General features: G+C 53.1%; 12 protein-coding genes. 7 read left to right on the top strand and 5 right to left on the bottom strand.

Going from position 1 to position 12515, the window contains the following annotated elements; translation table 11 throughout:
- Positions 1-23: 23 nt before the first annotated feature.
- On the bottom strand, positions 24-719 hold the full coding sequence (locus tag BUB06_RS13740; RefSeq protein ID WP_039473621.1) for a hypothetical protein: 696 nt from the start codon (positions 717-719) through the stop codon (positions 24-26).
- A 613-nt stretch (positions 720-1332) separates the two neighbouring features.
- Between BUB06_RS13740 and gltP the strand changes: the two genes are divergently transcribed.
- Positions 1333-2649 (top strand): glutamate/aspartate:proton symporter GltP, encoded by a 1317-nt coding sequence (gene gltP, locus BUB06_RS13735; RefSeq protein ID WP_039473619.1) that lies wholly within the window; start codon positions 1333-1335, stop codon positions 2647-2649.
- Between the two features lie 76 nt (positions 2650-2725).
- Here the strand turns inward: gltP and BUB06_RS13730 are convergent, their stop codons facing one another.
- The 4 genes from BUB06_RS13730 to BUB06_RS13715 all read right to left on the bottom strand — a co-directional run bounded on the left by BUB06_RS13730 (position 2726) and on the right by BUB06_RS13715 (position 6729).
- Entirely contained in the window at positions 2726-3829 is a 1104-nt protein-coding gene (locus BUB06_RS13730) for an iron-containing alcohol dehydrogenase family protein (RefSeq protein WP_039473617.1), read from the bottom strand.
- A gap of 128 nt (positions 3830-3957) precedes the next feature.
- Positions 3958-4824 (bottom strand): ABC transporter permease, encoded by an 867-nt coding sequence (locus BUB06_RS13725; protein ID WP_010298413.1) that lies wholly within the window; start codon positions 4822-4824, stop codon positions 3958-3960.
- Entirely contained in the window at positions 4784-5650 is an 867-nt protein-coding gene (locus BUB06_RS13720) for an ABC transporter ATP-binding protein (protein ID WP_039473615.1), read from the bottom strand. The genes BUB06_RS13725 and BUB06_RS13720 overlap by 41 nt, the downstream gene beginning before the upstream one ends.
- A 56-nt stretch (positions 5651-5706) precedes the next feature.
- Positions 5707-6729: an ABC transporter substrate-binding protein gene (locus tag BUB06_RS13715; protein WP_039473612.1), complete on the bottom strand. Its 1023-nt coding sequence runs from the start codon at positions 6727-6729 to the stop codon at positions 5707-5709.
- Between the two features lie 319 nt (positions 6730-7048).
- On the opposite strand from BUB06_RS13715, the gene BUB06_RS13710 reads away from it, so the two are divergent.
- The 6 genes from BUB06_RS13710 to cuyB all read left to right on the top strand — a co-directional run bounded on the left by BUB06_RS13710 (position 7049) and on the right by cuyB (position 12478).
- Positions 7049-8071, top strand: a complete 1023-nt coding sequence (locus BUB06_RS13710) for a malate/lactate/ureidoglycolate dehydrogenase (RefSeq protein ID WP_039473897.1) — start codon at positions 7049-7051, stop codon at positions 8069-8071.
- Positions 8072-8136: 65 nt separating this feature from the next.
- Positions 8137-9150, top strand: a complete 1014-nt coding sequence (locus BUB06_RS13705; RefSeq protein ID WP_039473609.1) for a taurine ABC transporter substrate-binding protein — start codon at positions 8137-8139, stop codon at positions 9148-9150.
- Positions 9151-9156: 6 nt separating this feature from the next.
- The gene (locus BUB06_RS13700) at positions 9157-9930 is read left to right on the top strand and encodes an ABC transporter permease (protein WP_039473606.1); all 774 of its coding nucleotides are present in this window, start codon (positions 9157-9159) and stop codon (positions 9928-9930) included.
- Complete coding sequence (locus BUB06_RS13695; RefSeq protein ID WP_039473603.1) at positions 9927-10730, top strand: ABC transporter ATP-binding protein; 804 nt, start codon at positions 9927-9929, stop codon at positions 10728-10730. The genes BUB06_RS13700 and BUB06_RS13695 overlap by 4 nt, the downstream gene beginning before the upstream one ends.
- A 21-nt stretch (positions 10731-10751) precedes the next feature.
- Complete coding sequence (gene cuyA, locus BUB06_RS13690) at positions 10752-11765, top strand: D-cysteate sulfo-lyase (RefSeq protein WP_039473600.1); 1014 nt, start codon at positions 10752-10754, stop codon at positions 11763-11765.
- Positions 11762-12478, top strand: a complete 717-nt coding sequence (gene cuyB / locus BUB06_RS13685; RefSeq protein ID WP_039473597.1) for a cysteate racemase — start codon at positions 11762-11764, stop codon at positions 12476-12478. Before cuyA ends, cuyB begins: the two co-directional genes overlap by 4 nt.
- The last annotated feature ends 37 nt before the right edge of the window (positions 12479-12515 follow it).

Below are 12515 nucleotides of genomic sequence, written 5' to 3'. Positions count from 1 at the left end.
ATAAGAAATTATTTTTTTTAAGCTCATTTTTTTAGAATTCCGTTTATTGATTCTGTGATATCGATTTTGTCATAGGGATTTTTGGGCACGTAGGGAGACAGGCGCTCTTCAAATACGAAGTATAACATCTCAACCTGCATAGCATAGAGAGACCAGTATAGCTCCGGACATACGTCATGCAGGTGTCGTGCAGACATTGCCGCCTTCTGAACTTTCCCATGAAATGTGAGAGCACTCATCCCTATCAGTGAGTATTTATTAATCGTTCTGCGAATGGATAGTGAAAAATTCAACGAAGTTGCAATATGCTTTGCAAGCAGATAAGCGACTGACATTTTTACTGCCCGACTTGTTGCGAACTCTGATGCAACTGATACGCCTAATATGGCTTTAGCTATTAATTCTTGCTCTCTTTCTTCAGTATCTTTTAGAAGTATTTTAAGATACTCTATTAGCATATCTATTATTACATCTTTTCTCTTGTATATCTGTTTAATGGCTAAATACATCCTTTCATTTTCAGACTTTAGTTGCTGGCAGTCAGAATTATATTTTTCTATAAAACAGGATGAATACCATGTTGCTCTTTCTATACCACTGTATAAATCATCACCAATTTTTATTGTATTATCTTTAATTTTATCTGCCATACTGTCCAGATGAGTGGCAAGAACTCTGTCAGATTCCATTTTGTATTTTAAATATTCTGATAATTGCATATTACATCCCTTTTATTAGGCTATTCCTCTCCCTTTATACAGGTAGTTTACCCGAATAATTGGCGATGTTTCAATATTTTTGCTTGACTAGTGATTTTCATTCTACTAATTACGGTGTGAAGATATTGTTTTTTGAGAAAATGTGACAATATATCCTTATATAAGTAAAATTTAGCGGTTGGAGGATATGATGAAAAATCCCGTAGCTGTAAAACTACAGGCTGATGCTTTCCCTCTGGGCAGGTCTTTTCCTTTCGATTTCGTCGCGATTTCTTGTGCCGCGATGCCCGTTGTTTACTGTACTTGATTCAGCATAAATATGGTTTATCGTGCCGATAATCTGCTTGATCTGATCGTGCTGCAATAGTAGCATCCCATTCATAACAATAACTTATGTCTGTATTTTTGTTAAGTGATACAAATGCTTGTGCATTTTTATTGAATAATTATGTTAACGATTTGGGTATCACGATAGAAAAATAACGGTAGCAATCCATCAGACATCCTTCTCACTAGTCAGTCACCTCCACGTTGATTTTTTCGGTTCGCATTGCGCCGGAGTCGCGCTAGCGCCATGTTTATGATGGCGGGGAGTTTAAAACGGAAAATGACGATGAAAACACAAAAAATCAGCCTTGCCTGGCAAATCCTTATCGCATTGGTTCTGGGTATTGCACTCGGTGCCGTGCTGCATGAACAGCAAGAAAGCCGCCAGTGGCTCATCAGCAATATTCTCAGCCCTGCGGGCGACATCTTTATCCGCTTGATCAAAATGATTGTTGTCCCGATCGTGATCGCCACGCTGATTGTCGGGATTGCGGGCGTAGGGGATGCTAAAAAGCTCGGACGCATCGGCTTCAAAACCATCCTCTATTTTGAAATTATCACGACAGTAGCGATTATCCTTGGCATCACGCTGGCTAATGTCTTCCAGCCGGGTCACGGCATCGATATGTCGACGCTGACCGCCGTGGATATCTCGCAGTATCAAAAGACCACCGAGCAGGTGCAGAGCGGTTCGCACAGTCTGGTGGGGACGGTGCTGTCGCTGATCCCGCCGAATATCTTTGCGGCAATGGCACACGGCGAAATGCTGCCGATCATCTTCTTCTCGGTGCTGTTTGGTCTGGGGCTATCTTCGTTGCCGAAAGATCACCGCGAACCGCTGCTGAACGTCTTCCGCGGCGTGTCGGAAACCATGTTCAAGGTGACGCACATGATCATGCGTTACGCGCCAGTTGGGGTGTTTGCACTGATTTCTGTCACGGTTGCCAACTTCGGTTTTGCGTCGCTGTGGCCGTTAGCCAAGCTGGTTATGCTGGTTTATGCCGCGATTTTCTTCTTCGGGCTGGTGGTGCTCGGAATCGTCGCACGTCTGTGTAAGCTGCGTATCACCATCCTGATCCGTATCCTGAAAGATGAACTAATCCTCGCGTACTCCACCGCCAGTTCCGAAACGGTGCTGCCGCGCATCATTGAAAAAATGGAAGCCTATGGCGCACCGAAGTCGATCACCAGCTTCGTGGTGCCGACCGGTTACTCCTTTAACCTCGATGGCTCTACGCTGTACCAAAGTATTGCGGCGATCTTCATCGCACAGCTCTACGGCATCGAACTGTCGATTGGGCAGGAAATCGTGCTGGTGTTAACGCTGATGCTGACCTCCAAAGGCATTGCTGGCGTACCGGGTGTGTCATTTGTTGTGCTGCTGGCGACGCTGGGCAGCGTCGGAATTCCGCTGGAAGGTCTTGCGTTCATTGCGGGTGTCGACCGTATCCTCGACATGGCGCGCACCGCGTTGAACGTGGTAGGAAATGCGCTAGCGGTGCTGGTCATTGCCAAGTGGGAAAACCAGTTCGATGAAGAGAAAGCACTGGCCTATGAACGTGAGCTTAAAGGGATAAGCACGGAACCAGCCCAACAGGGATAATCCCGGTATAGTTTAAATAGCTTATGAACGGGCGCGTCGAGTGATCGAAGCGCCCGTTTATTTTATTGATCGACCGTCATGCTGCGTGGCTGTCTATCACGCGGGTTTCTAAGGTTTGTGTGCGCCATAGAGCCTGTTCAATACGTTCGGCATCCGTTGCAAAAGGCAGGCGGGCGGCAATTTTCGGCGCGATTTTCACGTTCTGCGCGATGCTTTCAACCAGCTGTGGACGTTCGTTCAGGCCGAGGGCTCTTAGCGTGATCGGGCTACCGTAGCGGCGCAGTTGAGCGAACAGCTCTTCGCGGTCGGCGTCGTTATCGTGTTCCAGAAACGCCTGTGCAGCCAGCCCAAAGCCCACTTTCTCGCCGTGCAGCCAGTCATGCAGCTCTGGCAGGCGCGTCATGCTGTTGTGAATCGCATGGGCGACGCCAATGCGTGGCACCTCATCTTTCATGCTGTTTGCCAGACCCGCTAGTGCGATAACGGCGTCGATCACGCTGCGCAGGGCTGGCGTGACCAGACCTTGCTCATTATCCGCGATGGCCTGTTCGCCATACGTATTAAATGTCTCTACGGCCAGCCGTGCGGCCTGCGCTTTTAGCGCCAATGCCAATCCGCTATCGCCGTGACGCAGATAGGGTTGAAATTCGTACCATTTCGCCAGTGCATCCACGATACCGGCTTTGAGGTAGCGTGAAGGACTATGGGCGATGATCTCGCTGTCTACCAGCACCCACACGGGTAGGCGCGTTAGCGGAAATGCCCCGTTGTGTGCACCGCTGTCACTGTATATCACGCTGATCGGTGACCAGGCGGCGCAGGTCGCGGCAATGGTGGGGACAGCGATGACGGGAATTTGCCCCAAAATATCGCCGACGGCTTTGGCGACATCCAACACGCGCCCGCCGCCAATGCCTAAAATCAGTTCTGCGCCGAATGTTCGTGCCTGTGCGGTCAGCGCTTCTATCGCTGGCTTGGTGCAATCACCCGGCAAGAATTCGACCTGATACCGTAAGCCGTAATCACTGAGGCTGCGTTCAACGGCATCCGACGTCGTTTTCCATGCCTGTGGGCTGGTAATAATCAATACTGTGCTGGCGTAGGGCGCTGCATATTCGCCGACAGAACGAATGACGCCATCACGATTCAGATAGGTTTGTGGCGCTTGTATTGCAATCATGTTCGCGATCTCTCATCTCTGTGGGAAAAGATAAATCAGTTGTAGCAGCGATGCAGAACGCCGCAAAAGAACAATTCTGGCTATGAATGGACAGATTCCGCATAACCAGAATGGGTATAACGCGCAAGCTAGCGCTGCATTCCCCAGCGTTTTACCGTGACCTTTTCGATGGTGGAAAACACCAGCCCTTCAACCAGCAGCCCGATGATGATGACGGAAGCCAGCCCGGCAAAAACGCGGTCGGTGTAAAGCTCGTTACGGTTCTGGAAGATGTACCAGCCCAAACCGCCGTTGCCGCTGGATGCGCCAAACACCAGTTCAGCGGCAATCAGAGTGCGCCAGGCAAACGCCCAACCGATTTTCAGGCCGGAAATAATCGACGGCAGCGCGGCAGGTATCAGGATCGCGCTAATGTAGCGAAAGCCGGTCAGGCCGTAGTTGCGGCCTGCCATACGCAGCGTTTCCGAAACGCCGAGAAAGCCGGAGTAGGTGTTCAGCGCCATCGGCCACATCACGGAATGGACGAGTACGAATACCAGACTTTTCTCTCCCAGCCCAAACCACAGCAGCGCCAACGGCAGTAATGCAATCGCAGGCAGCGGGTTGAACATGGAAGTTAATGTGCCTAAGAGATCGCGTCCGAAACGGGTGGAAACCGCCAACGCGCTGAGGGCGAGTGCCAGCAGGCTGCCAATGACATAGCCTTTCAACAGCGTGCCGAGTGAAACCACCATCTTCTGCGGTAGTTCACCGCTGGCGAGATCGTCGCGAAAAGCCTGAAAGGTTTGCAGGAAGCTCGGCAGCATCAGGTCATTGTTTTGCCAACGTGCGGCGAACTCCCACAGGATAAGCAGCCCAGCCAGTAGCACCAGCTTGCGCAGCCAGGTTTGATTCCACAGGCGCGTCGTCAGCGGCAGAGGCTGGGTGAGGGTAAAATCTTTCAGCGGTGTCAGTTCACGCTGATACTCGGGCCGCACGGGGGGCTGAATGCTCATAGGGTTTACCTTGCGTGGATGTGACGGGTGAAGGCGCGTCAACATCGGTTGGAAAAAGAAGATGGTGAATGCGTTGCGCGGTGCTCTGAAAGGCTTCGCTGCCCTGATCGTTTAGCGCAAACTGATGGCAGTTGATTTCCGCCCGCACGCGACCCGGATGCGGTGAGAGCAGCAAAACCCGGCTGCCGACGATCAGTGCTTCCTCAATCGAGTGGGTGACAAACAACAGCGTGAAGCGCACCTCTTCCCACAGCGCCAGCAATTCTTCCTGCATTTTGCGGCGGGTCAGCGCATCCAGTGCGGCGAACGGTTCATCCATTAGCAGCACTTTCGGTTGCATGGTCAGCGCCCGCGCGATGGCGACGCGCTGCTTCATCCCGCCGGATAACGTATGCGGATAGGCATCGGCAAATTTCGCCAGCCCGACCTTATCGAGAAAATAGCGGGCGCGTTCTTCTGCTTCGGCTCGCGTCGCCTGACGGCTGGCAACCAGTGGAAACAGCGTATTTTCCAGCACGGTTTTCCACGGTGGCAACTGGTCAAATTCCTGAAAGACCATGATGCGATCCGGCCCCGGTTTTGTGACGCGCTGGCCGTCGAGGCGGATTTCACCGTCTACCGGCGACAGAAAGCCCCCGATAGATTTGAGTAAGCTGGATTTACCACAGCCGGAAGGCCCTAATAGCACAAAGCGCTCGGCGGGAAAGACGTCAAAACTCACATCATGGGTGGCGCGTACCAGGCTGCGCCGCGTTCGGTATTCCAGTCCGACGCCGTCAACCTGCAACAGCGGCTGGTCAATCGTGTCGTGAGTGTGGTGTGTCATGCTTGTTCTCCTGCGTAGCGACGAAGTTCTCGTCGAATGAGCGCGACTCTGAGCATTTAGCTGCCCGGCTGTTCGTGAATTTCTGCAAAGAAATAGTCTTTCCAGGAGGCGGCTTTGTTTTTCAGTACGCCAAGCTGGTGCAGCTTTTCGGCATAAACATAGGTGCGTTCAGGGGTGATCGTGAAGTCGATCTCGGGATCGGCGACGATGCGTTTCACCAGTTCAGGATCCAGTTTCGATTTCTCTACCCGAATGTAGGTGTCGGCCGCGGCAGCTTTATCTGCTTTGACGATCTGCGAGGCTTCCTTCAGTGCGTCGTAGAAAGCACGGTAGGTTTTTGGGTTCTCATCATGGAATTTCTGCGTGGTATAAAGCACGTTGAACGTTGCCTGACCGCCCAGCACGTCATAAGAACTCAAAATTTTGTGCACATTGGCATGTTCTAACGCCTGATATTGGAAAGGCGGGCTGGAGAAGTGGGCGTTGATCTCGGAACCACCAGCGATAAGGGCTGCGCTGGCATCGGGATGCGGCAGGCTGACGGAAATCTTGTCGAAGCGTTTGAAATCCTCCGCGCCGTAGAGCTTCGCGGTTTCGATTTGCAGCGTGCGTGACTGGAAGCCAACGCCAGCAGCAGGCACGGCGATACGATCTTTATCGCTCAGGTCACGGACGGATTTCACCGCCGGGTTATTGCTGAGCAAATAGTTGGGCATGGAGCCGAGTGAGGCAATCGCTTTCACATTTTGGCGGCCCTGCGTGCGGTCCCACACGGTCAGCATCGGCGGAACACCAGCGGAGGCCACATCCAGCGCGCCGGACAGCAGTGCTTCGTTGATCGCTGTCGCGCCAGAAAGCGTGCGCCAGTCTACCTTGATATCCAGCCCTTGCTGTTTACCGTGTTTTTCTATCAGGTTTTGGTCGCGCACCACATCCAGAATCAGGTAACCGATGCCAAACTGCTGCGCGATGCTGATGGTGCCTTCCGCATTCGCGCCAAATGCCGTTAACGTCAGGCCAATCATGGCGGCAAGGCGTGTGAAACGCGTCGATTTTTTCGTAGGTAGTGAGGGATTCATTATCGTTGTCTCATTATTAATAGTAATAGGGTCGGCAATAAAATAGAGAAGAACCACAAGGTATTATTTCAATAAATTATTCGTCGTAAATAATGTATTAAAGAAGGCATCCTATTTTCTTAGCGCGTTGCAGCTAAAGTGTTTTTTGGAATAAGTTAGAATAAATGATGTTTTAAATAGCCATGCGTGCGATAAAACAAGTAAATAACCGCTTTAGCTAAATATTCACTATGGATAGTCTTATTTGTCAGTTATGGATAAAAATCTGCGCGTTATAGTGGGCAATATATAAATGTCTATTGTGGTATACAGAGAAAATATGCCTGTTTTTACTCATCATTATTTACGCGATTATTTACGCGATCGGCTGACAGAGAATGACGTGAACGCGTCAATTGCAGAGATTGTGGCGGATAACCTCGTCGAATCCAGCCTGAAAGGGCATGACTCGCACGGTGTGAGCATGCTGCCGCGCTATATCGATGCGATTCGGGAAGGTGGACTTTCACCCCACGCACAGGCGGAAAAAACGCTGGATTTTGGCCCGCTGATTTCGTTCGACGGCCAGCAGGGCTTTGGTCAGGTGGTGGCAAAACAGGCCGTGGCAGAAGGTATTGCGCGTGCACAAACGCATGGTCTGGCGGTGGTGAGTTTAGCTAATGCTCACCATCTGGGACGCATCGGCGCGTGGGCAGAACAGGCGGCGGAGGTCGGGCTGGTGTCGCTGCATTTTGCCAACGTGTATACCAAACCAGTGGTGCTGCCGTGGCAGGGCCAGCAGGCGCGTTTTGGGACGAATCCATTCTGCGCCGGTATTCCGGTTGAGCATGACGATCCGGTGATTCTGGATTTTGCTACCAGCGTGATTGCCGGTAACAAAGCCCGTATTGCGTGGAATGAGGGTAAACAGGTTGCACCCGGCTGTATCGTTGATAACGAAGGCAATCCGACGGTGGATCCCCGCTGGCTGATGGAACAACCTCTGGGGGCGCTACTGCCGTTTGGCGAACATAAGGGATCGGGGCTTTCACTGGTTTGTTCGTTGCTTGGCGCGGCGCTGACCGGCGGGAAAACCGAACGCACGGCGAAAGGCGAGGGTAAGCAGATTATTAACAGCATGCTGTCGATTTTAATCGATCCGCAGAAATTAGGCGGCGCGGCAACCTATCAGCAGGAAATTCCGGCCTTATTAGAATGGGTGCGCCAATCCCGTGATGACGACGCATTATTACTGCCCGGCGATAAAGAAAAGCAAACTTATCGTCAACGGCTGGAGAACGGTATTTTTGTCGATGATGTCAGTTGGGGGCAGTTATCTTATTTAAATAACAAAGTGGCCTGAAGAATTAATTAATAATTTATTAACTTATTTAACTGATTTTTTATTTATCACCATAGGGTAACACGATGAGAAATATATTGAGTGCAGTGGGCGTCGGTGGGTTGTTATTAATGACGACATCCGTGCTGGCGGCAGAAAAACATCCTGATGAAGTTCGTGTGGCCTACAGCGGCGGCTCACAGGTATTAGTCTTAGCCAAAGCCGACGGTTCGCTACAAAAAGCGCTGGGCGCGCCAGTAAAGTGGGTGCAGTTTGCTTCCGGCGCTGATGCGCTGAATTATTTCGCCAGTAATGCGATAGATATTGCCAACTTTGGTTCCAGCCCGGCGACAGCCGGTATTGTCAGAAAACTTCCGGTGGAGATTGTTGGTGTATCTGGCGTGATCGCTACCTATGAGCGGCTGATTGCAAAATCTGGCATCACCACGCTGAAAGATATCGAAGGTAAGCGCGTCGCTTATCCGCCAAATTCAACGGCGCAGTACGCGCTGGAAGCGGCCATCGCGGTGAATAAACTCGACCGCAGCAAAATTACCCTCATTCCGCTACGTCCGGCTGAGATGGTGGCCGCATGGAAGCGTGGCGATATTGATGCAGGCTACGTCTGGGCACCGTTCGCACAAGAGCTGGAAGCCTCCGCCGGACACGCCATTTTTGCGACCAAAGATCTGCAAAAAGATGGCTACCTGATTTACAACAACTATGTGGTCAGAAAGGCCTTTGCCCAACAGTATCCAGAAACGGTGGCGCGCTTCCTGCGGGTACACCAGCAGAAAGTTGATGAGTTCCGTCAGGACCCGGAAAAAGCAGCGGCGATTGTGGCAAAAGAGGTGGGAGCGCCGGTCACAACGGCAACCAATACGCTGTCAGGGCTGGAATACCCGACGCTGGAACAGCAGGCGACGGCGCAATGGCTGGGTGATGGTAATAACACGGATCGGAGCGGCATCGGTCAGGCCGTCGCTAAAACGGCGCATTTTCTGGAGAGTATCGGCGAAGTTCGCCAGCGTGATATTCCCGCTTCATTCGCCGACTCCATTAATTCCTCCTATTTGAAGCAGGCGGCGAAAGGGAATTAACGGGTCGTGAAAAGAACGTCTTATGTGTTATTGAGCATCGCGTCCGTGGCGGCGGTGCTCGCCTTGTGGCAGTGGGCGGGAGCGCAGCAGTGGGTGGATCCGCTGCTGCTACCGCCGCTGTCGGATATCATCTTGACCGCCGGAGAGTTGGCGCAGGACGGCTATCGGCAAGTATCGCTATGGGAACATATTGCCGTCAGCGTCGCTCGGGCGCTGAGCGCCTTCAGTGTCGCGATTATCCTTGGTGTCCCGCTTGGCCTGTTGATGGGGCTATCGCCTCCGATTGCTGCCGTTTTTAATCCTTTCGTTCAGTTTCTACGGCCGTTGCCTAAAATCGCACTCATCCCGCTGGCGGTGGTCTGGCTGGGAATTGGTGAGGCATCCAAGTTCTTCCTGATCTTTATCGCGACTTTTCTCAGCGTCGTGGTTGGTGCCTGTGCCGCCGTTGAGCGCGTGGAACGTTCCCGTATCCGCGTCGCACAAACGCTCGGGGCCAGTCGTCGACAGATTTTTTTCCATGTCGTGTTGCCCGATACGCTGCCGGAGCTGTTTACCACAGTGCGGCTGGCTATCGGTATCGGTTGGACATCCCTGATTGCGGCGGAAATGGTCGCTGCCACTTCGGGCATCGGCTGGATGGTGATGAATGCCAGCGCCTACCTGCGCACCGATATTGTGATGTTGGGCATCTTATTATTAGGCGGCATTGGCTATGCGCTCGATCTCCTGTTGGTCGGTGCACAGCGAGTCTTCGTGCCGTGGGCGGGGAAATCATCATGACCGAACATTCTCAGCCTGATGCGCCACACATTGTTGTTGAGCGCGTTAGCCTCACGTTTCCGTCAAAAAGCGGTTCTCTCACGGTGCTGGATGACGTTTCTCTCCAGATTGCTAAAGGCGAATTCGTGGTGTTGCTGGGCCCTTCCGGCTGCGGCAAATCGACCATTCTCAACATGATTGCTGGTTTTGAATCCGCCGATAAGGGGCGCGTGCTGTGCGGTGGGGAGCCTGTTCGTCGTCCGGGGCCCTTGCGCGGCATGGTATTTCAGCAGGCCAATTTATTCCCGTGGCTCACCGTGCTGGAAAACGTGACGTTTGGCCCACGGATGCAGGGAGCGAATAAAGCCCAACTTCAGCGTGACGCGGAAAACTATCTGGCGCTGGTTGGGCTGGAAGGGTTCCAGCAGCACTATCCCTGGCAGCTCTCTGGCGGAATGAAACAGCGGGTGGCGCTGGCGCGCGCCTGGCTGCCTAACCCCGAGGTGCTGCTGATGGACGAACCGTTTGGTGCGTTGGATGCACAAACCCGTTTGATGATGCAGGAACTGCTGCTATCTGCCTGGCAGAAAACCGGCACCACGCTGTTATTTGTCACGCATGACGTGGACGAAGCGCTGTTCTTAGCCGACCGGGTACTGGTGATGTCCGCACGTCCCGGTCGTATTGCGGAGACGATCCCGCTGCCGTTTGGCCGCGAGAGAGAAATCGAAACCTTGGCACAGCATCCTGACTACGCCGCACTGAAGCAGCGTATTTTACATCGCGTTCGTGAAGAAGCGCGTCGTCACCTCAATCTGTAATCCGTATTTCAGGAGAATATTATGCACCTTGCTCGATTCCCCCGTTTATCACTGGGCCATTTTCCCACGCCGCTGGAGGCGTTACCGAACCTGTCTGCCTATCTGGGCGGTCCGACGATTTACATCAAACGTGACGACGCCACGGGGCTGGCGACCGGCGGCAATAAAACCCGCAAGCTGGAGTTCCTGCTTGCCGATGCGCAGCAGCAGGGCGCGGATGTCATCATCACGCAGGGCGCGACGCAGTCTAACCATGTGCGACAAACCATTGCGGCGGCGGCAAAGCTGGGTTTGAAAACCAAGGTGCTGCTGGAAAAGCGCGTGGAGGACTACGGTGAAGACTACCAGCGCTCCGGTAACGTGCTGCTGGATAACCTGCTTGGCGGCGAAATTATCGATCATCTGCCCGCGGGTACGGATATGCAGCAGGCGATGGAAACGTTAGCGGAATCACAGCGTAAAGAAGGATTGAAGCCTTATGTCATCCCCGGCGGCGGCTCCAGCCCGGTAGGCGCGTTGGGCTATGTTGCCTGTGCGGAAGAGCTGTTATTTCAGTCCAGCCAGCAGCGTCTGCGTATCGATCATATTGTTCACGCGACGGGCAGTACCGGCACGCAGGCAGGATTGGTGACCGGGCTGGTGGCGACAAACAGCCAGATTCCACTATTAGGCATCAGCGTCAGAGCGCCGAAAGCGAAGCAGGAAGAGAATGTTTACGCGTTAGCGCAGCGTACCTGGCAGCTGCTGGGGATTCCAGGCGCACTGCCGCGCAGCGCGGTGCAGGTGAACAGCGACTATGTCGGCAAAGGGTACGGTATTCCAACCGAAGGAACGCTGGAAGCGCTCAGGCTATTGGCACAGCTGGAGGGGATTTTGCTCGATCCGGTCTATTCCGGCAAAGGAATGGCGGGGCTGATCGATTTGATTCGCCAAGGGCATTTTCGCGCCGATGAAAACATTGTTTTCATTCATACCGGCGGTTCGGCGGGGTTGTTTGGCTACCGTCAACTGTTCGAACAAACGGCCGCGCAATGAGTACGCCACTGATTGGCGTGCTGGGCGGGATGGGGCCGTTGGCGACGGTCGATCTGTTGCATAAAATTGTTGAAGAAACGCCCGCCAGTCGCGATCAGGATCATGTGCCGGTGGTGGCCTGGAACGTACCGCAGATTCCCGATCGCCAACAGGCGCTGGCAGGTACCGGTGAATCGCCGCTGCCGACGCTGTTGCACGTTATCCGGCAGCTTAATCGCCTGTCGGTCAGCCATATTGTGGTGCCGTGTAATACGGCGCACCACTGGTTTGACGCGTTGACGGAGGCCAGTGATGCACCGCTGCTGCATATTGCCGATGCCACGCTGCACGCGCTGACACAGGTAGATAAGGCAAAGGCATCACCGCGTAAAATCGGGCTGATTGCGACTCACGGGACGCTCAATGCAGGATGGTATCAGCAGCGTTTTGCTACGCAGTTAGGTGCGGAAACCGTGGTGCCGAGTGAACAGGAAATGACAACGCTCTTCGTACCGGGGTGCTATGCGGTAAAGCGTGGCGAGCTACAACATGGTGGACGTTTGCTGGATCAGTTAGCGGCACAACTGGTTGAACGGGGAGCAGAACGTCTGGTGCTGGCCTGCACGGAAATCCCGCCTGCGCTGGAGGCGGTGTCGTCACGCTGGCGGGACATCAGTATCGATCCGACACGTACGCTGGCGCAGGCCTGCGTTCGTATCTGGCAACAAAAATAAAAGCCGCCCATTATTGGGCAGCTTTTAGGTAGAGATA

Source organism: Pectobacterium carotovorum (genome assembly GCF_900129615.1).
Lineage (GTDB): Bacteria > Pseudomonadota > Gammaproteobacteria > Enterobacterales > Enterobacteriaceae > Pectobacterium > Pectobacterium carotovorum.
This window is presented reverse-complemented; position numbering and strand designations above follow the sequence as displayed.